Here is a 23,468-nt window from a genome sequence, read left to right on the forward strand (position 1 = left end):
CAACATCATCATGCAAATCTGCAATAACTGAACGCAAAAACTCGATTCTCGCTCTCTTGTGAGTCTTCCGCGTCGCAGGTGCCGACACCGCTCAAGGGCAGGGGAACCATGACCAGACATCGCTGGAGAGGCCGACTGCTGGCCGCTCTGCTGACCACCGCGCTGGCCCTGATAGGGCTTCCGGCGCTGACCACGGCCGCGACGGCGGCCGGTGGACCCAACCTCGCCGTGGGCAAGGCCGCCACGGCGAGCAGCTCCAACTCCGGGCTCGGGCCGGCCAACACCACGGACGGCAACGCGGCCACCTACTGGGAGAGTTCGGGATCGTCCTTCCCCCAGTGGGCACAGACCGACCTCGGTTCCACGGTCCGCGTGGACGAGGTGGTCCTGAAGCTCCCGGGCTCGTGGGAGAGCCGCAACCAGACGCTCTCCGTGCAGGGCAGCGCCGACGGCACCAGCTTCGACACCATCAAGTCCTCGGCGTCGTACGCCTTCACGCCGAGCGCGGGCAACACGGTGACCGTCTCGTTCCCGGCCACCCAGACCCGCTTCGTGCGCGTCAACATCACCGCGAACACCGGATGGGCCGCCGCCCAGCTCTCCGAGCTCGAGGTGCACGGCGCGAGCGACTCCTCCGGAAACCTGGCCGCGGGCAAGCAGTTCACCGCGAGCAGCTCCACACAGACCTACATCGCGGCGAACGCGGGCGACGGCAACCGGGCCAGCTACTGGGAGAGCTCCAACGACGCCCTCCCGCAGTGGGTGCAGGTCGACCTCGGCTCGTCCGTACGTGTCGACCGGGTGACGCTGCGACTGCCGGCCAACTGGGGCGCACGGACGCAGACCCTCAAGATCCAGGGAAGCGCGACCGGTTCGGACTTCAGTGACCTCTCCGCGTCGCAGGCGTACGCCTTCAACGCCGCGAACGACCAGTCGCAGACCCTCAGCTTCAACGCCACCACCACGCGCTACGTCCGGGTTCTCGTCACCGCCAACACGGGTCAACCCGCGGGACAGCTGGCGGAGTTGGAGGTCTACGGGCCGAACACGGGTGACACCCAGGCACCCACCGCGCCCACCCAGCTCGCCTTCACCCAACCCGCCACCGGGCAGATCAAGCTGACCTGGAACGCCGCCACCGACAACGTCGGCGTCACCGGCTACGACATCTACGCCAACGGTGAGCTGCGCACCTCGGTGGCCGGTACCGCCACCACGTACACCGACACCCAGCCCGCCTCGGCGACCGTCGCCTACTACGTGCGGGCCAAGGACGCGGCAGGCAACCAGTCCGCCAACAGCAACACCGTGACCCGCACCGGCGATTCGGGCGACACCCAGGCCCCGACCGCACCCGCGGGTCTGGCCTTCACCGAGGCCACCAGCGGTCAGGTCAAGCTCACCTGGCAGGCGTCCACCGACAACGTGGCGGTCACCGGCTACGACGTCTACGCGAACGGCACTCTGCGCCAGAGCGTCGCCGGCACGGTCACGACCTACACGGACACCCAGCCCACCTCGGCCACGGTGACGTACCACGTGCGGGCCAAGGACGCGGCGGGCAACCAGTCCGTCAACAGCAACACCGTCACCCGCAACGGCTCCACCACCGACGACGCGAACCTCGCCGTCGGCAAGGCGATCACGGCGTCGTCCTCCGTCTTCACGTTCGTCGCGGAGAACGCCAACGACGACAGGACCAGCACGTACTGGGAAGGCGGTCCGGGCGCGTACCCGAACAGCCTGACCGTGAGGCTCGGCGCGAACGCCGACGTCAACACCGTTGTGCTCAAGCTCAGTCCGGACGCCGCCTGGGGCAGCCGTACCCAGCGGATCCAGGTGCTCGGCCGGAGTCAGAACGCCACCTCGTTCACGAGCCTGGCCGCCGCGAAGGACTACACGTTCGACCCGGCGAGCGGCAACACCGTGCGGATCCCCGTCTCCGGCCGCGTCGCGGACGTACAGCTCGCGGTCACCGCCAACTCGGGGGCGCCCGCCGGACAGGTCGCCGAGTTCCAGGTGCTGGGCACACCCGCCCCGAACCCGGACCTCCAGATCACCGGCATCACCTCGGCCCCGGCCGGTCCCGTCGAGTCCGACGCCGTGAAGCTGACGGCGACCGTGCGCAACGCGGGCACCGAAGCGTCGGGCGCCACCGACGTCCAGTTCCAGCTGGGCGGCACCAAGGTGGGCACCGCCGCGGTCGGCGCACTCGCCGGGGGTGCCTCGGCGACGGTCACCGCCGACATCGGGGCTCGTGAGGCCGGCACGTACCAGGTCGGCGCGACCGCCGACCCGGACAACAAGGTCATCGAGCAGAACGAGGCCAACAACTCCTACACCAGCCCCACCGCCCTCGTCGTCAGGCCGGTCTCCAGCTCCGACCTGGTGGCCTCACCCGTCAGCTGGTCCCCGAGCTCGCCCGCCGAGGGCGACACGGTCACCTTCTCCGTCGCCCTCAAGAACCAGGGCACCGTGGCCACCGCGCCCGGGAGCCACGGCATCACACTCACCGTGCTCGACTCCGCGGGTGCGACGGTGAAAACCCTCACCGGCGCCCACAGCGGCGCGATCGCGGCGGGCGCCACCGCCGCCCCGGTGAACCTCGGCACCTGGACCGCGGGCAACGGCAAGTTCACCGTGAAGACGGTGATCGCCCCCGACGCCAACGAACTCGAGGTCAAGCGCGCCAACAACACCAGCAGCCAGTCCCTGTTCGTCGGCCGCGGCGCCAACCTGCCGTTCGACAACTACGAGGCCGAGGACGGCACCGTGGGCGGCGGAGCCCAGACCGTCGGCCCCAACCGCACCGTCGGCGACATCGCGGGCGAGGCCTCGGGCCGCAAGGCCGTCACGCTCAACAACACCGGCAACTACGTGGAATGGACCACCAAGGCCAGCACCAACACCCTGGTGACCCGCTTCTCCCTCCCCGACTCGGCGAGTGGCGGCGGCACGAACTCCAACCTGAACGTCTACGTCAACGGCACCTTCCTCAAGGCCATCGACCTGACGTCCAAGTACGCCTGGCTGTACGGGGCGGAAGCCGGCCCCGGCAACTCCCCGAGCTCGGGCGCGCCACGGCACATCTACGACGAGGCGAACCTGATGCTCGGCCAGACCGTCCCGGCCGGCAGCAGGATCCGGCTCCAGAAGGACGCCGCGAACACCTCCACGTACGCGATCGACTTCGTGAGCCTGGAGCAGGTCTCGGCGATCCCCAACCCGGACCCGGCGACGTACACCGTGCCGGCCGGCTTCTCGCACCAGGACGTGCAGAACGCGCTCGACAAGGTGCGCATGGACACGACGGGCACACTCGTCGGCGTCTATCTGCCCGCCGGTGACTACGAGACGTCCAGCAAGTTCCAGGTGTACGGCAAGGCCGTCAAGGTCGTCGGCGCCGGACCCTGGTTCACGCGCTTCCGCGCACCGTCCTCGCAGGAGAACACCGACATCGGCTTCCGGGCCGAGAACACCGCCAAGGGGTCGTCGTTCGCGAACTTCGCGTACTTCGGCAACTACACGTCCCGCATCGACGGTCCGGGCAAGGTTTTCGACTTCTCCAACGTCTCCGACATCACCATCGACAACATCTGGAACGAACACATGGTGTGCCTCTACTGGGGCGCCAACACCGACAACGTCACCATCAAGAACTCGCGGATCCGTGACATGTTCGCCGACGGCGTCAACATGACCAACGGCAGCACGGACAACCATGTCGTGAACAACGAGGCGCGGGCCACCGGCGACGACAGCTTCGCGCTGTTCTCCGCGATCGACGCGGGCGGGGCAGACGAGAAGAACAACCTCTTCGAGAACCTCACCACGATCCTGACGTGGCGTGCGGCGGGTATCGCCGTCTACGGCGGGTACGACAACACCTTCCGCAACATCCACATCGCCGACACCCTCGTCTACTCCGGCATCACGGTCAGTTCGCTGGACTTCGGCTACCCGATGAACGGCTTCGGCACCCAGCCGACGACCCTGGAGAACATCTCGATCGTCCGCGCGGGCGGCCACTTCTGGGGAGGGCAGACCTTCCCCGGCATCTGGTTGTTCTCCGCCTCGAAGGTCTTCCAGGGAATCCGTGTCAACAACGTCGACATCGTCGATCCGACGTACAGCGGCATCATGTTCCAGACCAACTACGTGGGAGGACAGCCACAGTTCCCGATCAAGGACACCATCCTCACGGACGTGACGATCTCCGGCGCGCGCAAGAGCGGCGACGCCTACGACGCGAAGTCCGGGTTCGGCCTGTGGGCCAACGAGATGCCGGAGGCCGGCCAGGGGCCCGCCGTCGGTGAAGTCACCTTCCACAACCTGAAGTTGAACGACAACGCGGTGGACGTGAGGAACACGACGTCCACGTTCAGGATCAACCTGCTGCCGTAGCGCACTCTGTGCGCCGAGATACGGCACGGTCGGGTGGCGGGGCTCAACCGCCCCGCCACCCGACCTGTTCCGGAGCGGACGCCGTTTCCCGAGCCTGAGTCGACACCGCTTCCTGGCCGCTCCCTACCCGCGCGGGTCGCGATAGCCCCGCAGCTTCCGGTACAGCGTCGCCCTGCCGATCCCCAGCGCCACCGCCGCACGCGCCTTGTTGCCGCCATGGCGGCGCAGCGCCTCGAGGATGGCGGTGCGTTCGGCGTTCTCCATCGGACTCAGGCGCCGCGCCGCGGACCCCTCCCGGACGAGGTCCGGCAACTCGGCACGCCGGACAGGCCCGGCCGTCCGGCGATCCTCCGCCAACGCCCTTACAAGATGGGCGAGTTCAGTGACATTGCCGGGCCACGGATACTTCTCCAGGGCCCGCAGTGCATCGAGTGTCCAGGTCAGCGGAGGCCTTCCCGGGGCGGGGTGCGGGGACAGCGCGGCGAGCAACTCCTTGATGTCCTCCGCGCGTTCACGCAGCGCCGGGAGGACGACCGTGCGGGCGGCCAGGCTGTCCAGCAGCCGCTGGAGGCACGGGCCCGGCGGTGTCCCCGGTGTGTAGGTGACCAGCAGAGGCCCGCCCGGGTGTTCGTCGAGCAGAGTGTTCAGAGCGGCGACGTCCGGTTGGGCCAGCCGCTCGGCGTGCCGCAGAAGCAACGGCCGACCGCCCGTCAACTCCTCGTACGGCAGAGCGAGTTCGCCCTCCGCCGCATCCACGGTCAGCGGCGCGGAATCCCCGATCAGCTCGCGGGCCAGAGCGGTCTTTCCCGTGCCACGCTCGCCGGTCAGCAGCAAAGGCTCCCTGGACCGTGCCAACTCCGCCGCCCGACCGGCCGCGTGCCGCCAGGGAACCGAACGCCCGGCGAGGACGACCGGCGCGCGCGGCGCGGGCTGTCCCGCCGTCGCGCCGAGCGGTTCGAGCACGGCGAGCAGACCGATGACCGAGCCGAGATGACGTACGGGAGTGAGCCGAGCCGTACAGCCCGCGCCGTCGGGGAGTTCGACGGCGTACGACTCCGAAGGCGCGCCCGGTCGAAGGACCGCGCCCGCGCTCCGCTCCAGCACCTCCAGGCCCTCCGGCGACAGCAGCCGTGCCGCCGCCTCGCTGACCAGCCGGTTCCGTCCGTCGAGGGCGATCACCGCGGGCGCCGGAGCTCGCGTCGCGGTCAAGTACGCGTCCAGCAGCACCCGCTCGACCGCCCGGGTCCTGGCGAGGAGTTCGGCCTCCACCGCCGCGGCGGCGGCCTCGGCGAGGGCCGCCCCGGGATGCGGCGAACACTCCGCGCACAGGCCGGACGCGACCGTCACCGTGCCCAGCGCCTGCCCGGTCTCGGGGGCCAGCACCGGCACACTCACCGCCGACACGTCCTGCCACAGGTCGAGGAAGTGCTCGGGGCCGTGCACCTCGGCACGCCGCCGGGTGCGCAGGGCGAGTGCCGCGCTGTTGTGCCCCACCTCCCGCTCGGACAGGTCGGTGCACCGCTCGTCGCCCGGCGCGCTCCCGGCCACCCACAGCACCCGGAGCCGCTCGTCGGTGAGGACCAGGGAGGAGCGTCCGGTGCCGAGGGCGGGTGCGAGCCGTTCGAGTACGGGACGGGCCGCGGACAGCAGCGCCGACTCGGGCCGCGCGCCCGCCGCGAACTCGGCGGGCTCCTTCAGGTCGTGCGGTACGCCGAAGAACCGGGCGCGCCGCCAGGCCGCGACCACCTCGTCCGGCACGCCGTCGGGCAGCGGGCGCCCCGTCAGGAACCGCTCTCGTGCCCGGCGCAGCGGCGCGAGAGCGGGGAGGGCGGGGGAGTGCTCTACGGTGCTCACGACATCTCCCACCGTATCGGGCGTATGCCGGGCGAGACCACCGCCCCGGGGACTGTCGTCCGACCGGGCCCCGGGCGGCGCGCGGGATCCCGTACGAGTCACGCGCAGGGCCTCCCACCGACGGCGCGCGGTGTCTCGTAATGAGACACCCGAACCCCCGCCCAGCACCGCATGATCAAGAGTGGCAGGTGCTCGTTCACGCCCCCAGGCAAGCCCTCGGGTACACCCTCAGGAGCCTTCCCCGTGCAGACCGTCGAGACCGAAGTACTCATCATCGGGAGCGGCCCCGCGGGCGCCTCGGCCGCGCTGGCCCTGAGCACGTACGGCGTACCGAACATCGTCGCCACCCGTTACGGCCGCCTCGCCGAGACCCCCCGCGCGCACATCACCAACCAGCGCACGATGGAGGTGCTCCGCGACCTCGGCGTGGAGCAGGACGTCATCGCGCGGGCCACCCCGCAGCACCTGATGGGCAACACGACCTTCTGCACCAGCCTCGCCGGCGAGGAACTCGGCCGGGTCCGTTCCTGGGGCAACGACCCGCTCGTCCAGGCCGCGCACGAACTCGCCAGCCCCACCCGCATGTGCGACATGCCGCAGCACCTCATGGAGCCGGTGCTCGTCGACGCGGCGGTCGCGCGCGGCACGTCGTTGCGCTTCGAGACGGAGTACCTCTCGCACACCCAGGACGCCGACGGCGTGACGGCCACGGTCCGCGACCGGCTGCGCGGGGACACGTACGAGATCCGCGCCAAGTACCTGATCGGCGCCGACGGCGGTCGCTCCAAGGTGGCCGAGGACGCCGGTCTGCCGATGGGCGGCCAGATGGGTGTCGCCGGCAGCATCAACATCGTCTTCGACGCCGACCTGGCGAAGTACACCGCTCACCGCCCCTCCACCCTCTACTGGGTGCTGGCCCCCGGCGCGACCGTCGGCGGCATCGGCGCGGGCCTGGTGCGCAACGTCCGCCCCTGGAACGAGTGGATGATCGTCTGGGGGTACGACGTCACCGCGGGCGCCCCCGACCTGACCACCGAGTACGCCGAGTCGGTCGTACGGCAGCTCGTGGGCGACGACGAGATCCTGGTGACCGTCAAGTCGTCCTCGGCGTGGACGGTCAACGAGATGTACGCCGAGACGTACTCCAACGGCCGTGTCTTCTGCGCGGGCGACGCCACGCACCGCCATCCGCCGTCCAACGGCCTCGGCTCCAACACCTCGATCCAGGACGCCTACAACCTGGCCTGGAAGCTCAAGATGGTCCTCGACGGCACGGCCACGCCGAAGCTGCTCGACACGTACACCGCCGAGCGCGCCCCGGTCGGCAGGCAGATCGTCACCCGCGCCAACAAGTCGATCGGCGAGACCGCACCCATCTTCGAGGCCCTCGACGGGCTCTCCCCGCAGACCCCCGAGCAGCTCTGGGCCAACATCGCCGCCCGCAAGGACACCACCGAGGCGGCCGCCGAGCAGCGGCAGGCACTGCGGGACGCGATCGCGTTCAAGGTGTACGAGTTCAACGCGCACGGCGTCGACCTCAACCAGCGGTACGCGTCCGGCGCGATCGTCCCCGACGGCTCGGCGGACCCCGGCTTCGCCCGCGACCCGGAGCTCCACCACCAGCCCTCCTCCCGCCCGGGCGCCAAGCTCCCGCACGCCTGGATCACCTCCGGGACCCGCACCCTGTCCACGCTCGACACGGTCGGCCGGGGCCGCTTCACGCTGGTCACGGGCATCGGCGGCGAGGGCTGGGTGCGCGCGGCCGGGGCGCTCGACACGGCGGTCGCCACCGTCGTCATCGGGCCCGGACAGGAGTACGAGGACCCCTACGGCGACTGGTCGCGGCTGAGCGAGATCTCCGACGCCGGCGCCCTCCTCGTACGCCCTGACGGGTATGTCGCCTTCCGGCACCCGGCGGCTTCCGGCGCCGCCGAGGAGTTGCTGTCGGCGGCGCTGCGGCGGATCCTCGGACATGCCTGAGGGTTCGGAGGACCTGTCCGACAGGACCGTCGGACATGCCTGACGGGACCAGGGGAGTGCAATGACCATCGAACGCCCGACCGATCTCACGGCCGATATCACCGGGGAGGTCGTCGACAGCCTCGCGCGGACCACCGACCCCCGGCTGCGCGAGCTGCTGACCGCGCTCACCCGCCACCTCCACGACTTCGTCCGCGAGACGGAGCCCACCATGGAGGAATGGGAGCGGGCCGTCGGCTTCCTGACCGCGACCGGGCAGATGTGTACGGACACCCGGCAGGAGTTCATCCTCCTGTCGGACGTGCTCGGCGTCTCGATGCTCGTGGAGACCATCAACGGCCACCGTGATCCGGGTGCGACCGAGTCGACCGTCCTGGGCCCCTTCCACATGACCGAGTCACCGGTCCGCGCCCTCGGCGCGAACATCGACCTGGTGGGCGCCGGCGAGCCGTGCGTGGTCAGCGGCCGGGTGCTGACACCGGACGGCACGCCCCTGCCGGGCGCGGTCCTGGACGTCTGGCAGGCCGACCCCGAGGGCTTCTACGACGTCCAGCGGCCGGACGTCCAGCCCGCGGGCAACGGACGGGGGCTCTTCACAGCGGACGCCGACGGCCACTTCTGGTTCCGCACCTGTGTACCGAGCCCGTACCCGATCCCGACGGACGGCCCGGTCGGCGAGCTCCTGAAAGCCACCGACCGCCATCCGTACCGCCCCGCCCACATCCACTTCATCGCCTCGGCGGCCGAACACGCCCCCGTCACCACGCACATCTTCGTGGCGGGCAGCCAATACCTCGACTCCGACGCGGTGTTCGCCGTCAAGGACAGCCTGGTCCAGGACTTCGCCGAGACCGACGACCCCTCCCTGGCACGGGAGTTCGGCGTCCCGAACCCCTTCCGGTACGCACGCTTCGACCTCGTCCTGGAGCCCGTATGACCACCGCGCTCGACTTCTCCTACGAGAGCCGGCCCGGGCGGGTCGTCTTCCGGCCCGGCGCCGCGGTGTCCGCGACACCGGCCGAGGTCGCCCGGCTCGGCCTGCACAGGGTCCTCGTGGTGTGCGGGAAAAGGGGCTCGGAGGTCGCACGAGCGGTCGCCGACGCACTGGGCGACTCCTGCGCGGGGCTGCACACCGAGGCCCGTATGCACGTACCGGTGGAGGTCGCCGACCGGGCCGTCGAGGTGGCGAGGGCCATCGGTGCCGACGGCTGTGTCGCGGTCGGCGGCGGCTCCGCGATCGGCCTCGGCAAGGCGATCGCGCTGCGCACCGGACTGCCGTTGATCGCCGTGCCCTCCACCTACTCCGGCTCCGAGATGACCCCCGTCTGGGGCCTCACCGAGGACGGCGCCAAGCGCACCGGCCGCGACCCCGTCGTCCAGCCCCAAAGCGTCGTCTACGACCCAGAGCTCACCCTCGAACTCCCCGTCCCCCTCTCCGTCACCAGCGGCGTCAACGCGCTCGCGCACGCCGCCGAGGCCCTGTACGCGCCGGACGCCTCGCCGCTCGTCTCCCTCATGGCCGAGGAGGGCGTACGGGCGATGGCCGGGGCTCTTCCCCGGGTGGCCGCCGCTCCCGGCGACCTCCACGCGCGGGGCCGCGCCCTCTACGCCGCCTGGCTCTGCGGCTCCTGCCTGGGCGCCACGACCATGGGCCTGCACCACAAGCTGTGCCATGTGCTCGGCGGCACCTTCGGCCTGCCACACGCCGAGACGCACACGGTGGTCCTCCCGTACGTCCTGGCGTACAACGCGTCCGCCGCCCCCGAGGCCATCGCCGCCCTGGCGCGCGCCCTGGGCACCGACGACGTCCCCCGCGCCCTCCGCGCCCTGGCCGGCGACCTCGGCGCTCCCCGCTCGCTGGCCGAACTCGGCCTGAAGGAAGCCGATTTGACGGTCGCCGCCGCGCAGGCCACGACCACGGCGTATCCCAACCCCCGCGAGGTCACCGCGAGCGGTGTGCTCGGTCTGCTGACGGCGGCGTACGAAGGCTGGGAACCACGGAGCGACACCGTCTAGGAGGGCCCTCCCGGAGGGGCGGCCGGCCACTGTCTCAGGATGAGACACCCGAGGCCGCGCGCTGTGCTTCAAGATCGTGAATGGGCCGTGACCGCCGCGCCGGCCGGCTCGTCGTGTGTGCCCCTGGTTGCCGCCTGCGTGCCTCGGCGCCGCCGCGCGCGGCCCTGAACACTCGCGAAGAAAGGTGAACATCATGGCCCTCGCTCTGCTCAGGCGCCGACGTTCCAAGGGCGCCCACGCCGACGCGGCGGGCCTCTCGCTCCCTCTCCCGCGGGGCGCGGGCGCGCTCGGCCGTGAGGTCGTCGACCCGATGGGCGAGGCCATGGGGGCGGCCGAGGTGACGGTCACCGCGCTGGACTCGCACCGCGTCGTGGCCCGCGGTATCACCGACCCGTACGGCTTCTTCCTGGCGGCGCTGCCGCCCGCCCGCTACAGCCTGATGATCGCGGCCGAGGGGCTGCACCCGCACCGCGAGACGGTGGACGTCGAGGCCGGTGCCGCGGCTCCCGCCGAGCGGATCTGGCTGCAGCCTGCCCGCGTCCTGGAACTGCCGACGCCCGGCACCTGGCTCTTCGACCCGCCCCACACCGCGATCCGCTTCATCGCCAAGCATGTCGGCATGGCCCATGTGCACGGCCGTTTCGAGCGTTTCGACGGCGGCATCCAGGTCGCCGAGGACATGGCCGACTCCCGCGTCCGGGTCCGCATCGACGCGTCGAGCATCACGACCGGCAACATCACCCGGGACAACCACCTGCGCTCCGCCGACTTCCTCGACGTGGAACGGTTCCCGCTCATCGAGTTCAACGGCACGCGCTTCGCCTACCGCGGCGGCAGCAAGTGGACGGTGCAGGGTTCGCTGACGATGCACGGCGTGAGCCGGTCCGTGGCCCTCGACACCACCTACCTCGGCACGGTCAACGGCGGCTACGGCGAGGAGTTGCGCTGCGCGGCCCTCGCCAGGACGGAGCTGCACCGCGAGGACTACACCCTCAACTGGCGTTCCATGCTGGCGCGCGGCATCGCGGTGGTCGGCCCGACGGTCCAACTGGAGCTGGACGTACAGGCGATGTACCGCACGCACGACACCCCCACCCCGCCGAAGTAGAAGGCCGCAACTCCGCAGCGTGGGTGGGGAGTTGCAGCCTTCCTTCGCTACCGCCCGCAGTCCCCTCAGGGCTGTCCGCGTATCCGCGGGCAGCCCTTGCGCGTCCTCCTGCCGGCACTTGTCACCGGCCGCCACTTCGACGGCAGTCGGGCGGAAGTCACCTCGGCCCGGAGCGGATTGGACGACATGGATTGGTTGACCTTTCATCGCTCTGACACCTCCTGACTCTGGAGTTTTCGACCTTGGACCGGAAAGCTGTTCCGGGCATGTCAATACGGCCGCCCCGCACCGCCCCCACACCGCGGTCGACCAGGAGGACGCAGTGAAGAGAAACTCGCGCATCGGCAAGGTCTCCCTCATCTTCGGCAGTGCCGTGGCGCTCGTCGTCGCCTTTCCCGGCATCGCCCTCGCCGCCCCGCCGCCGGCCCTTCCGGCCAACGCGAACGGGCTGGAGCAGACGTTCCAGCCGGCCTACGACTACGACACGGACGGCTGCTACCCGACTCCTGCCATCAGTGCCGACGGGACCCTCAACGGCGGTCTGAACCCGTCCGGGGCGCTCAACGGCTCCTGCCGCGACGCGTCGGACCTGGACAACACCAACGGGTACTCGCGGGAGAAGTGCAACAACGGCTGGTGCGCGATCATGTACGCCCTCTACTTCGAGAAGGACCAGGCGGTGGCCGGCAGCGGGCTCGGCGGCCACCGTCATGACTGGGAGCACGTGGTGGTGTGGGTCCAGGACAACACCGCCAAGTACGTCTCCACCTCCGCCCACGGTGACTTCAACACCTACAGCAGCAGCCAGATCCGCTGGGACGGCACGCACCCCAAGATCGTTTATCACAAGGACGGGATCAGCACGCACTGCTTCCGCCCCGCGACCTCCAACGACGAGCCGCCGGAGAACCACCAGCACGTCTGGCAGTTCCCCCGGCTGGTCGGCTGGGGCGGCTACCCGGCGGGCGTGCGCGACAAGCTGAGCGCCGCCAACTTCGGCAGCGCCACCCTCGGTATCAAGGACGGCAACTTCAACTACCACCTGGAGCAGGCGGAGCCCGCCGGCATTCCGTTCGACTCCAACGCCTGACGAACGGACCCGGGGGCCCGCCGTACCAACGGCTCCCGGGTCCTGCCGTACGACCGTCCTGTCTACCTGCCGCTCTGTCGACCTGCCGTCCTGTCGTGCGGTGACGACGGGGCGGTGACCGCCCGTGCGAGTCCGACCACTCGCGTGCGGTAGGGTTCACCTGCGTGAACACGGGGGTCACCCCGGGTGAAGCGCATCGGGACGTGGCGCAGCTTGGTAGCGCACTTGACTGGGGGTCAAGGGGTCGCAGGTTCAAATCCTGTCGTCCCGACAGTGTGAAGGGTCTTCGCAGGTAAGCACCTGCGGGGGCCCTTTTCGTGTGAGCCGCTTCCGATCTCCCAGGTTGAGCACATGCGGCCCTCTGAAACTCCTCGTCACCCGGTGGCGCCAAGTGACCGCGGAATGGCGCCGATACGACTCCGTGAGCGCCGGTGCTCGCTATGGTGAAACGGTGACCCTGCTGCCGAAGAACCCGTCGCGACTGATCCGTGAAGACGACCGCGACTCGGCCGTGGAGCGCCTGCGGGAGGCGTACGCCGAAGGGCATCTCACGCACGAGGAGTTGGACGGACGCCTCGGCAGGGCGCTCACCGCCAGGACACGCCGCGAGCTCGGAGCGGCTCTGGCCTCGCTCCCGGAGGAGCGCGCGGGCACCACGTCCACGATCGCCACCGCCGCCGGACGGATCCGGCGCCGTGGCGCATGGCGAGTGCCCCGGAGCCTCAAGGTCGCGTCCGCGTTCGGCAGGGTGTACCTGGACCTGTCCCGGGCGGTGATCGAATACCCGGTGGTCGACATCGAGTTGCGGCTCGGGACCGGCAGGGCGAAGATCACGGTGCCTCGCGACGCGATCGTCGACGTCGAGGATCTGCGTACCGGGTGGAAGGACACGCTCTACAAGACCCGGCGGCGCTCCCGCCCCGGCGGGCCGAAGATCCGGATCTCCGGGATCATGGGGTTCGGACGGTTGAAGATCCGCCACGCGCGGCGTTGAGGTCCCTGTCGGCACGCCGTCCCGGACGCGCCGGCGCGACGGCCGACACGGGCGCCGGTAGGTCCCCGACGGCTTCGTACGCCGCTGCACCGCCGGGCCGGGTTGTCGATGCCCGGGGGAGGCGGACTGCGAGGCCGGGTTCTCGGTACCCGGGGGCGGACCGCGAGGCGAGGGCAGACCATCACCTTGCGCCATCACATGACGTCCCGCGGCACCGCTCGGCGCCGTGGCCGACATCGATCCGCTGCGGCGACCCGACAGCACGACCGGCCCGGTCAACGCGCGTTCGATCCACTCCGCGACCAAGTCATCGATATGCCGTTGGTGTTCACGAGACCGCGCGGCACGATCGCCGTGGACTCGGGTGCGTCACCGGGCAGTTCCACCGCGGCCACCGTCAGCTGGCCGTCCGGTCTCACGACGGCGTCAGGGACGGGCCGTAAGCGCACCGCGTTGCCTGTGCATGCGGCAGGCGCACCGGAGTAGCCACCGGATCCGCGACCTCGGTGGTGGGCCGGATCAGCTCCGACCTCCTGGGCGGGAGGCCGGCCGCCTCGACCCAGACCGCATGCGCACGGTGGCCGACCTCGGACAGCAGGGCCCCGGCCCTGGTCAGATCGCGGCGTGCCCGTCCGGCTCCTCGATGGGCTCGCGGTCGGCGATGAGCGCGCTCACCTCGGCGGCGGTCGGGTACATGTACAGGTCCCGCAGGGACACCGGTGGCAGCCCGGCCCTGCGCAGCGCACCGGACAGCCGTACCGCGAGCAGTGAGTTGCCGCCGAAGGCGAAGAAGTCGTCATGGGGGCCGACGTGCTCGCCGAGAACCTCCCACCACACCCGCAGCACCGGGTCGTCCGTCCGTTGCGCGGGCCCAGCGGCCGGCGTGGTCCCGGCGGCCTCGGTGGCCGGCTTCAGCCTGCTCACGTCGACCTTGCCGTTGACGGTCAGCGGCAGCTCGGCCAGCGGCGTGAAGGTGGCCGGGACCATGTAGTCCGGCAGGTATCGCGCCGCGCGCCTCCGGACGTCCTCCATGGACACGGCGGCGTGCCTCGGCACGAGATAGGCCTCCAGGCGGAGGTCGGCCGCGTCCCCGGCGTCGTTGAGGACAACCACGGCGTCGGTGACGTTCTCGTCCTCCAGCAGGACCGAGCGGATCTCGCCGAGTTCGATGCGGAAGCCACGCACCTTGACCTGACCGTCGATCCGGCCGAGGTGGTCCAGTCGCCCGTCCGGGCGCAGTCTGCCCAGGTCGCCGCTGCGGTAGACGCGTTCTCCGGTGACCGGGTCGGAGACGAACCGCTCGGCGGTCAGCTCCTTCTGGTTCAGGTAGTGGTCGGCCACGCCCGCGCCACCCACGTAGATCTCCCCGGGTACGCCGAACGGCTGGACACGGCCCGCGGTGTCCCGTACGGACACCGACCAGCCGGGCAGTGCCCGGCCGACCGAACGGGACCCGCCACCGAGGTCCTGCGGTGTGACGGTCTGGCTGGTGACGTGCACCGTGGTCTCGGTGATGCCGAACATGTTGACCACCCGGCACCGGGTGTGCGGGTGCCGGCGGAACCAGTCCTGGAGTATCCGCACGTCCAGCGGCTCACCACCGAAGACCACCAGACGCACCGCGAGTTCGGCGGAGCGCCGCAGGTCGACCTCCTTGAGGACGGCGAACGCCGACGGGGTCTGATTCAGGACGGTGACCCGATGCCGTACGAGGAGGTCGTGGAAGTCCTCCGGGCTGCGGGCGACGAAGTACGGCACCACGACCAGGTGCCCGCCGGTCAGCAGCGCGCCCCAGATCTCCCACACCGAGAAGTCGAACGCGCTGGAGTGGAACAGCGCCCAGGTGTCGGCCGGCCCGAGTCCGAAGTCGGCGCTGGTCGCCGCGAGCAGCGCGCCGACGTTGCGGTGGGGCACCGCGACACCCTTGGGCCGTCCGGTGGAGCCGGACGTGTAGATCACGTAGGCGATGTCGTCCGCGCTGACGTCCGGGTCCGCGATCGGCGCACCGACATCACGGGACAACTCGCTCGGGTACAGCACGGTCACCCCCTCCAACACGGGGAAGTCCGCCGAGGAGGAGAGCACCACCCGGGTGCCGGAGTCGGTCACCGTGTGGATCAGCCGTTCCGCCGGATAGGTGACATCCATCGGGACATAGGCGGCACCGGTCTTGAGCACACCGAGCAGTGCGATCACCAGGTCGGCGTCACGGTCGAGACACACACCGACCCGGTCCCCCGGCGCCACCCCGTGATCGCGCAGCGCGCCGGCCACCGCGTCGGACCGGGCGTCCAACTCGGCGTAGCTCAGCGTGCGTTCCGGATCGGACAGCGCGGGGGCGTCCGGCCGGGCGGCGGCCACCTCGCGGAACAGCGCGTGAATGGGCGCGGCCACCGCCCCGCCCCTGGCGGGGGTGCGCCCGGCGGCGACGGCGGCGGCGGCCTCCCCGTCGTCCACCAGCTCGATGTCACCGACCCGGGCCTCGGCGGGAGCTTGCGCCAGCGCCCCCACGAGGCGGTCGACGTATCCGGCGAACTGTCCGGCGATCACCGGGTCCAGCACACCCTCGTCGTAGTGCAGGACACCGCTCAGGGTGCCGTCCGCGTCGTGCTGCCACGCCAGTGTCACCGGAAAGGCCGGTGTGAGGACGGCCTGGTACAGGTCGCCGGCGCGGCTCTCGGTCAGCAGGACACCGACCGCGGGCGTACCGGACGGCGGCTCGCCGTTCGTGGCGGCGGCGCGTGCCGCGGCGTCGAGCAGCTCGGTGACGCCCGTCGCGTCGTCGACCGGGAGCGCGACCGACCGCAGCGTGTCGGCGGTCGCCGGGTCCCCGGTGATCAGCGCGAACTCGGCGCGCTCCGTTCCGCCGTAACGGGCCAGCGCGGCCGCGGTGACCGCCACCGGCACCGCCGGTACCGCGTCGCCCGCGACCGTCGTGGCGGTCAGCACGACGCTGCCGGTGCTGCCCGCCCTGGCCGGGTTGCCGAGGCCCCACGGCAGATCGGGCGGGCCGTGCTGAGGGCTGGCGTCGGCCGCCGGTTCGGGCAGTGCCACGGGATGAGCCGGGTCGGTCAGTGCCGTGGCCAGCTGGTCCAGGGCGCGTCGGTCCACGGCCCGGCGGTGTACCACCAGCACCAGGTCGGCCGCGCCGTCGGTGTAGCGGAGGACGACGGCCCGCGCGACGACAGGGGCGCCGTTGACCGCGCGGCCGGCCTCCCGGGTGCGGTGCTTGTGCGCGAGCGTGTCGTCCGCGTCGGTGTCCAGCGCCTCGTCGAACACCTGCATGCCGCGGAGCACCGGGTGACGCTCCGTCAGGGCGGTCAGGTTCGCGCGCACCGCCACCGCGTCGGTCCCGGCGGGCAGCCGTCTGATGAGGCTGTGGCAGGCACGGGCCGGGTCGGCGCCGAACTCGGCGCGGGCGAAGAGCCGGCCGCTCGGGTGATCGGTCGCGGAGACCTCCGCGACCGCTTCGCTGGAGACGGACACGCGCACTCCTATCAATGGGGGCGGGAAGAAGGGTCAGCGAGCGGTGAAGCCGGCATCCACGGGGATCACCGTCCCGGTGACCTTGCGGGAGTCGTCGCCGGCGAGCCAGACCGCGGCACCGGCGACATCGGCCGGGTCGACCAGCGAACGGGTCGCCACCGACTCCAGGTAGACGGCTTCCTGCTCCTCGTAGCTGATACCGAGCGCGTCGGCGACGACCGCGGTCATCTGGCCGTCCACGTCCGGGTCGTCCCGCACCGGACCGGGGCACAGCGCGTTGACCCGGATGTTCAGCGGCGCGTAGTCCAGTGCGGCGGCCTTCGTCAGACCGACCAGCCCGTGCTTGGAGGCGACGTATCCGGCGAAGTGGCGGTAGCCGACGAGACCGGCCGTCGAGGCGACGTTGACGATGCTGCCCGACCTCTGGGCGATCATGACCGGTGCGACCGCCGTGATCAGGTGCCATGGCCCGGAGAGGTTCACGTCCAGCACGACCTGCCACTCCTCCTCGGTGAAGTCGTGCGTGGCCTTTCCCGACGGCGCCCCCACCCCCGCGTTGCTGATCAGGGCGTCGATGCGCCCGAACCGGTCCACCGCGGCCGTGATGGCCGCGGTCACGGCGGACCGCGAGCGCACGTCCGCCGTGGCGACGAGCACGGACGCGCCGTTCTTGCGGCACAGCTGCGCGGTCCTTTCCAACTGGTCCGCCGAACCAAGGGCGTAAGGGATCTCCCGGAGGTCACCGGCGATGTCGATGAGAACGACGTCCGCGCCCTCCTCGGCGGCCCGCACGGCGCAGGCCCGGCCGATTCCCCTGGCCGCACCCGTGATCACGACGGTCTTGTCACGCAGTCCCATGGGTGAGCCTTCCGGACTCGACGCGGCCGGCGGCGACGGTCTTGGAGATCAGCTCGAGCAGCGGCCCGGCGTCACTCGCCACGTACATGTGCCCACCGGGCAACTCGGTCAGGGAGAAGCCCGCGGTGGTCACGTCCTGCCACTTGGCCACCTCGTCACGGGAGACGAACGAGTCGTCCGCGGCGTGTACCGCGGTCACCGGTACGTCGATGGGGGCTGCGCCGCTCGGCCGGTAGCCCTCGTCCATCGCGAAGTCCGCACGCAGTGTCGGCATCAGCAGCTCGCGTATCTCCGGTACGTCGAAGGCGGGGTACCGGGTCCCGGTGGTCCGCTCGACGTGTTCGAGAAACTGGTCGTCGGTCAACACGGACACATCGCTGACCGGGCCGGCGGACGGCGGGCGCGCCGCGCTGATGAACAGGTGCGCCACCTCGTTGCCCCCGGTCTCCGTGATGCGCCGGGTGAGTTCGTAGGCGAGTGCCGCGCCGAGGAAGCAGTGCCCGAACAAGGCGACGGGGCCCGTGCCCGCCGCCTTCAGCGCGGCCGGAAGCAATCCGTCCGCCGCGGCGTGCAGGTCCCGGTACGGCTCCTCGTCCAGTCGGCGCTCGCGTCCGGGCAACTGGAGCGGCGTGGCCACCACCCCGCGCAGGCCCATCCTGTTCCACGGGTGGAAGAAATTCGCTCCGCCCCCGGCGAACGGAAGACACAGCAACGGCATCCCGTCGCGTTCCGAAGTCGTCGGTCTGGTCACTGCGTCGCCTCCAGGCGGGGACTCCCGGACAGCTCGGATGTGTCGTCCGGGGCAGATGGATGGGATGCCGAACCGTGCGAATGCCGGCTGTCGCGACGGTGTGGAGTCGGTCGGGAAATTCTTGTCCTGTCGTGGCGCGAGCGCGGTCGCCGCTGCACGACGGAGTTCGGCGACGGCGTTCTTCCGACGTCTTTCCGCTCGGGAGACCGGGCCCCGGCGGACCGGCCGCGCGGGGCCGCGATAACCGCGCTCTCTCGATCGCCTTGATGGGAGGAGATTGGTTGAACCGAATTCGAGTAGGCCCGCCCACGGGCCACTGCTCGGCCATCGTGGCACAGAACCCCAGCGGGATACAGATCCGGGCGAACGGCCGGGACGTCGGCATTTCCGCTGTCCTTGCGGCGTCGGCGGCCGGGTCCTAGCGTGGCGTCAGCATTCCAGGGTGGCTGCGGATGCCGGGTGTCCTGTCGACAGGACGACGCCGATCTGTGAACCCGCGCCAGGCCCTGGCGATTTCCGATTTCGAGAGACCCCCCGTGACGATTTGAGGATGGTGGTGGCAGTGAGCACGAACCCTTTCGATGACGAGGACGGCCGCTTCTACGTCGTGGTCAACGACGAGGACCAGCACTCCCTGTGGCCGGTGTTCGCCGAGGTGCCCGCAGGCTGGCGGGTGGTCTTCGGGGAGGCGGCCAGGCCCGAGTGCCTGGAGTACGTCGAGCAGAACTGGACCGACCTGCGCCCCAGGAGCCTGCGAGAGGCCATGGCGGCGGACTGAGCGTCGGTCGAACGACGGTGATCGCCGCCCGGGTGCTCGATCGAGCGGTCGGTCACGCCCGGGCAAACACTCTGGTGGGGAGCTGAAGGTTGTGGGGGGCGTCCTGTGAGAACCGCGAGCGGTTACAAGGCGGGGTCGGTGGGCACCGGCGGTGAGGTCGCGCAGCGCGATGTGGTTCTGTCCTTCGTGGGGGACCAGGCGCAGGTGCAGAAGACGGGGATGATCTTCCCGCAGAACCTGTCGGAGCGGTCCTGGGAGCGGATCGGGTCCAGCCTGCGCGAACTCACGAACTCCTCGGCGTGGTGGCTCGGTGACTGGCTGACCTTCGGGGAGGCCGCCTACGGGTGGCGGCGGTACCGGGAGGCGATCGACAGAACAGGGCTCGACTACCAGACCCTGCGCAACTACGCGTGGGTGGCACGGCGGTTCGAGCACCACCGCAGACGGGACACCCTCAGCTTCGCCCACCACGCCGAGGTGACCCGAATGTCGCCGCCGGAGCAGGACTACTGGCTGCGCAAGGCCGAACAGCGGAAGTGGTCGCGCAACGAACTCCGCAAGGCCGTTCGCGCCGGCCTGGCCGAGCAGTCGGACAGAACCGACATCCCCGCGAGCGGCGGCGACGGGAAACAAGAGGTACCCCGGCCGGTCGAGTCCGCGGGCGAGGACGAGAGCCGGCAGAAGGTCACCACGCTCACCATCGAACTGTCCGCCGGCCAACTGGACCACTACTCGAAAATGGCCGCCACACACGGACTGCCCATCGACAAGTGGGTGGCCCAGGTGCTCGACGCCGCCGACCGGCGCACCGCCTAGCGGGCGCACCGCACAGAGTGCCGGAAAAGCCCCGTTCCCCGTGGTGCGCCGGCGGTCCGCCCGACCGGACACCTTCACATCGGAGTCAGTTGATGACCCTTCAGGGAAAACGGGTTGCCCTGCCCTCGGCGCCCGTCGTCCACAAGCGGTTCGAGGCGCACGCCGAGGCCACCCCCGACGCCGTCGCCGTCTTCTGCGCCGGACAGCGGGTGACGTACGCGGAACTGAACGCGAAGGCGAACCGGTTCGCGCACTTCCTCATCGCGCGCGGACACGGCCGAGGTGCGAAGGTCGGCGTCTGCCTCGACTACTCGATCGACATGGTCGTCGCCATCCTCGGCACGCTGAAGGCAGGCGCGGCCTACGTCCCGTTCGACCCGTCCTACCCGGCGGCGAGACTCCGGCTGCTGCTGGGGCAGGTGCCCGAACTCGCCCTGATCGTGGCCTCCCCGGCGACGGCCGGGCTGGTCGAGTCGGCGGCCGTCGAGGTTCTCGCCCCTGAGCGGTTGTCCGGCCACCTGGCCGGTCTCCCGGCTACCGGGCCGGACGTCCCGGTCACCGGGGACGACATGTGCTACGCGGTTTTCACCTCTGGTTCGACCGGTACGCCGAAGGTGACCGCGGTGCGGCACGAGGGCTGGTTCAACCTGTTGAACTGGCTGACGCTCGAATACCGCCTGCATCGCGGGTCGAACAACCTGGTCGTCAGCGCGTTCGGGTTCGACCTCTCCCAACGCGCCCTGATGATGCCGTTGTTCAGCGGCGCCACCCAGTACCTGATGGCGAGCCGCAACTTCGACGCCGCGATGGCCTACCGCATGCTGACCCAGCACGAGATACGCACGGTGCACTGCGCCTCCAGCACGCTGTACCTGTTGGTGGACTGGGAGACCGCACGTGGGGGTGAGGCGCTCAGCGGGCTGGACTACCTGCTTTTCGGCGGGGAGCCGCTGCGCGTCGAGCGGATCGCGGACTGGGCGCGGCGGGAGGGAAACAGCTGCACCCTCCTGCACCAGTACGGCGTCGCCGAGTGCACGGACGTCGCGTCGTCCTACGACCTCGCCGACTACCGGCCCGGCGAACACGACATCGCACCCGTCGGAAGGCCCGCCTACAACACCGGCATCCACATCCTCGACGAGCGGATGCGCGATGTCGGGGCGGGGGAGTACGGCGAGATCTGCATCTCCGGGACCAGCGTGGGCGCGGGCTACCTCAACGGCACAGGTCCCGAGTCCGAGCGGTTCACGACAGTCGTCGTCGACGGCACGCAGCGCAGGCTCTACCGCACGGGTGACCGCGGCTGCGTGACGGAGGCCGGGGAACTCGTCGTGGCCGGCCGGATGGACGCGCAGGTGAAGGTGCGGGGCATGCGCATCGATCCCACCGACATCGAACGCGCGCTCGGCAGGCTGGACGGGGTCAGGGAAGCCGCCGTCGTGACCACGTACACCGACTCCGGCGAGGCCGACCTGATCGCGTTCATCGTCCCGGCGGGAGACGACCTCGCCGAGAACGACGTGCGCACCCGCCTCCTCGAGACGCTGCCGCGGAACATGGTCCCGGCCAGGTTCCTCAATCTCCCTCGGCTTCCGTTGAGCCCGCACGGGAAAGTGGACCGCAAGGCGCTGGCCGATGAATTCCGGAACCAGTACGCCGCCGGCGGCACGACGGCGTAATCGACGGACTTTGCTGACGAACGAGAGGACTGCGATGATTGCCGATAGGGTGCGCACCATCTGGTGCCGGGAACTCCAGCTCGATGACATAGCGGTCGACGACGATTTCTTCGCCCTGGGCGGCCAGTCCGTGATCATGGCGAAAATCCAGGTGGCTTTCATCGAAGAGCTGGGCGTCGAGGTTCCGGTGGACCAGATGTTCCTGAACCCGACAGTGGCGTCGATTTCCGCGTACATCGAATCCCTGGGCGCGGCAACCAAATAGCGGGGGGTTGCTGCCGGCGGAGCCGTATGTATTTCTTCCGCCAGTTCGGACGGCTAGTATCGAATTCATGCTCGACGGCGGGTTTCTAGTCCGCTGCGTCGACAGTGTGTGCAATCACCAAGACATTTCCCGGCTGTGGCCGAATTGGAATCCAGAAACCACCTGGTAAGAGAGGCACCATGTACGACGTCATTGTCATAGGTGCCCGTTGTGCGGGTTCGCCGGCGGCCATGTTGTTCGCTCGGCAGGGGTATCGAGTCCTGCTCCTGGAGAAGGCGCGGTTCCCCCAGGACACGCTGTCCTCGCACTACATCCACCAGCCGGGCGTGGCGCTGCTCGATCGGTGGGGACTGCTCGGCGAGCTCCGCGACGCGGGCTGCCGGCCGATCAACCACCAGACCTACGAGGGCCCCGGGGTCCGGCTCGACGGCTTCTCCCTGCCGGTCGACGGCCACCGGACCACGTACGCGCCCAGGCGGTTCGTGCTGGACCCGGTCCTCGCGGCGGGTGCCGTGGCGTCCGGCGTGGAGTTCCGGGAGTCCTGCGCGGTCACCGACCTGGTGTTCGAGGGTGAACGGGTCGTCGGGGTGCGGTACACGACGCCCGGCGGCGCCGCGGCGACGGACCGGGCACGGCTGGTCGTCGGCGCGGACGGCATGCGATCGGTGGTGGCCCGCAAGGTCGGTGCGAAGAACGTCGTCGAGCACCCGCGCATGACCTGCACCTACTACAGCTACTGGGCCGGGGTTCCCGCGCACTTCGAGCTGTACGAGCGGCAAGGGCGCTGGATCGGGGTCATTCCCACCAATGACGACCTCACGCTGATCATGACCTACTTCCCGCAGGACGAGTTCTCCGAGATCCGCACCGCGGTGGAACCCGCCTACCTGGAGGCCGTCCGCACGACGGCGCCCGAGCTGTACGAGCGGATGTCGGCGGGCAGCCGCGTGGAGCAGCTGTACGGCACGGGGCACCAGGAGAACTACTTCCGCAAGGCCTTCGGGCCCGGGTGGGTGCTGCTCGGTGACGCGGTGCACCACAAGGACTCCATCACCGCCCGCGGTATCACCGACGCCTTCATCCAGGCCCAGTCGCTCACCGGGCACATCGGGGAGCAGTTGCACGACACGGCGCTCCAGGAGGCGCTGCGGCGCTACGAGGAAGACCTGGACGACACCTTCTCCGACGTCTACCAGGGCGCGCTCAACGTGGCCGAACTCAAGCCCGGGGGACGGGCCGAGCTGCTGCGGAAACTGGTCGGTCACCAGGAACTGATCGACCGTTACTTCTCGACGGTGTCGGGCGCCTGCTCCATCGACGACTTCTACAACGCCGAACTCTTGACGCTGCTCGACCAGAGCTGAGCGACGGCTCGCTCCCCGGTGGTCC

General features: G+C 70.2%; 16 protein-coding genes and 1 tRNA gene. 13 read left to right on the forward strand and 4 right to left on the reverse strand.

The window, feature by feature from the left end; genetic code table 11:
• Window positions 1-108 precede the first annotated feature (108 nt).
• Window positions 109-4,404, forward strand: coding sequence for a discoidin domain-containing protein (locus ACIBLC_RS32100; protein WP_399214853.1), 4,296 nt, complete (start codon window positions 109-111; stop codon window positions 4,402-4,404).
• A 123-nt stretch (window positions 4,405-4,527) separates the two neighbouring features.
• Here ACIBLC_RS32100 and ACIBLC_RS32105 read toward each other — a convergent pair whose 3' ends face one another.
• Window positions 4,528-6,258, reverse strand: coding sequence for a sigma-54-dependent Fis family transcriptional regulator (locus tag ACIBLC_RS32105; RefSeq protein ID WP_399214854.1), 1,731 nt, complete (start codon window positions 6,256-6,258; stop codon window positions 4,528-4,530).
• Between the two features lie 243 nt (window positions 6,259-6,501).
• Between ACIBLC_RS32105 and ACIBLC_RS32110 the strand changes: the two genes are divergently transcribed.
• The 7 genes from ACIBLC_RS32110 to ACIBLC_RS32140 all read left to right on the forward strand — a co-directional run bounded on the left by ACIBLC_RS32110 (window position 6,502) and on the right by ACIBLC_RS32140 (window position 13,446).
• A complete protein-coding gene (locus ACIBLC_RS32110) occupies window positions 6,502-8,238 on the forward strand; it encodes an FAD-dependent oxidoreductase (protein WP_399214855.1) in 1,737 nt (578 codons plus the stop codon).
• Window positions 8,239-8,299: 61 nt separating this feature from the next.
• A complete protein-coding gene (locus ACIBLC_RS32115) occupies window positions 8,300-9,175 on the forward strand; it encodes an intradiol ring-cleavage dioxygenase (RefSeq protein WP_399214856.1) in 876 nt (291 codons plus the stop codon).
• Window positions 9,172-10,254: a maleylacetate reductase gene (locus tag ACIBLC_RS32120; RefSeq protein WP_399214857.1), complete on the forward strand. Its 1,083-nt coding sequence runs from the start codon at window positions 9,172-9,174 to the stop codon at window positions 10,252-10,254. The genes ACIBLC_RS32115 and ACIBLC_RS32120 overlap by 4 nt, the downstream gene beginning before the upstream one ends.
• 193 nt (window positions 10,255-10,447) lie before the next feature.
• Entirely contained in the window at window positions 10,448-11,362 is a 915-nt protein-coding gene (locus ACIBLC_RS32125) for a YceI family protein (protein ID WP_399214858.1), read from the forward strand.
• A gap of 322 nt (window positions 11,363-11,684) precedes the next feature.
• Entirely contained in the window at window positions 11,685-12,452 is a 768-nt protein-coding gene (locus ACIBLC_RS32130; RefSeq protein WP_399214859.1) for an NPP1 family protein, read from the forward strand.
• A gap of 197 nt (window positions 12,453-12,649) precedes the next feature.
• Window positions 12,650-12,723, forward strand: a tRNA-Pro gene (locus tag ACIBLC_RS32135).
• Window positions 12,724-12,903: 180 nt separating this feature from the next.
• Entirely contained in the window at window positions 12,904-13,446 is a 543-nt protein-coding gene (locus ACIBLC_RS32140; protein ID WP_399214860.1) for a DUF1707 domain-containing protein, read from the forward strand.
• A gap of 612 nt (window positions 13,447-14,058) precedes the next feature.
• Here the strand turns inward: ACIBLC_RS32140 and ACIBLC_RS32145 are convergent.
• The 3 genes from ACIBLC_RS32145 to ACIBLC_RS32155 are packed head-to-tail and all read right to left on the reverse strand — an operon-like array spanning window position 14,059 to window position 18,541.
• Complete coding sequence (locus ACIBLC_RS32145; protein WP_399214861.1) at window positions 14,059-16,932, reverse strand: amino acid adenylation domain-containing protein; 2,874 nt, start codon at window positions 16,930-16,932, stop codon at window positions 14,059-14,061.
• Window positions 16,933-16,965: 33 nt separating this feature from the next.
• Complete coding sequence (locus ACIBLC_RS32150) at window positions 16,966-17,790, reverse strand: SDR family oxidoreductase (RefSeq protein ID WP_399214862.1); 825 nt, start codon at window positions 17,788-17,790, stop codon at window positions 16,966-16,968.
• Window positions 17,777-18,541 carry a thioesterase II family protein gene (locus ACIBLC_RS32155; RefSeq protein WP_399214863.1) on the reverse strand — a complete coding sequence of 255 codons (765 nt, stop codon included), beginning with the start codon at window positions 18,539-18,541 and terminating at the stop codon, window positions 17,777-17,779. Before ACIBLC_RS32155 ends, ACIBLC_RS32150 begins: the two co-directional genes overlap by 14 nt.
• Window positions 18,542-19,091: 550 nt before the next feature.
• On the opposite strand from ACIBLC_RS32155, the gene ACIBLC_RS32160 reads away from it, so the two are divergent.
• The 5 genes from ACIBLC_RS32160 to ACIBLC_RS32180 all read left to right on the forward strand — a co-directional run bounded on the left by ACIBLC_RS32160 (window position 19,092) and on the right by ACIBLC_RS32180 (window position 23,443).
• Complete coding sequence (locus ACIBLC_RS32160) at window positions 19,092-19,319, forward strand: MbtH family protein (protein ID WP_399214864.1); 228 nt, start codon at window positions 19,092-19,094, stop codon at window positions 19,317-19,319.
• Window positions 19,320-19,424: 105 nt separating this feature from the next.
• Entirely contained in the window at window positions 19,425-20,135 is a 711-nt protein-coding gene (locus tag ACIBLC_RS32165; protein ID WP_399214865.1) for an LmbU family transcriptional regulator, read from the forward strand.
• Between the two features lie 92 nt (window positions 20,136-20,227).
• Window positions 20,228-21,814, forward strand: a complete 1,587-nt coding sequence (locus ACIBLC_RS32170; protein ID WP_399214866.1) for an amino acid adenylation domain-containing protein — start codon at window positions 20,228-20,230, stop codon at window positions 21,812-21,814.
• Between the two features lie 49 nt (window positions 21,815-21,863).
• A complete protein-coding gene (locus ACIBLC_RS32175) occupies window positions 21,864-22,079 on the forward strand; it encodes a phosphopantetheine-binding protein (protein ID WP_399214867.1) in 216 nt (71 codons plus the stop codon).
• Between the two features lie 179 nt (window positions 22,080-22,258).
• Window positions 22,259-23,443 carry an NAD(P)/FAD-dependent oxidoreductase gene (locus ACIBLC_RS32180; RefSeq protein WP_399214868.1) on the forward strand — a complete coding sequence of 395 codons (1,185 nt, stop codon included), beginning with the start codon at window positions 22,259-22,261 and terminating at the stop codon, window positions 23,441-23,443.
• Window positions 23,444-23,468: the final 25 nt, after the last annotated feature.

The organism is Streptomyces sp. NPDC050535 (assembly GCF_044457665.1).
GTDB lineage: Bacteria > Actinomycetota > Actinomycetes > Streptomycetales > Streptomycetaceae > Streptomyces.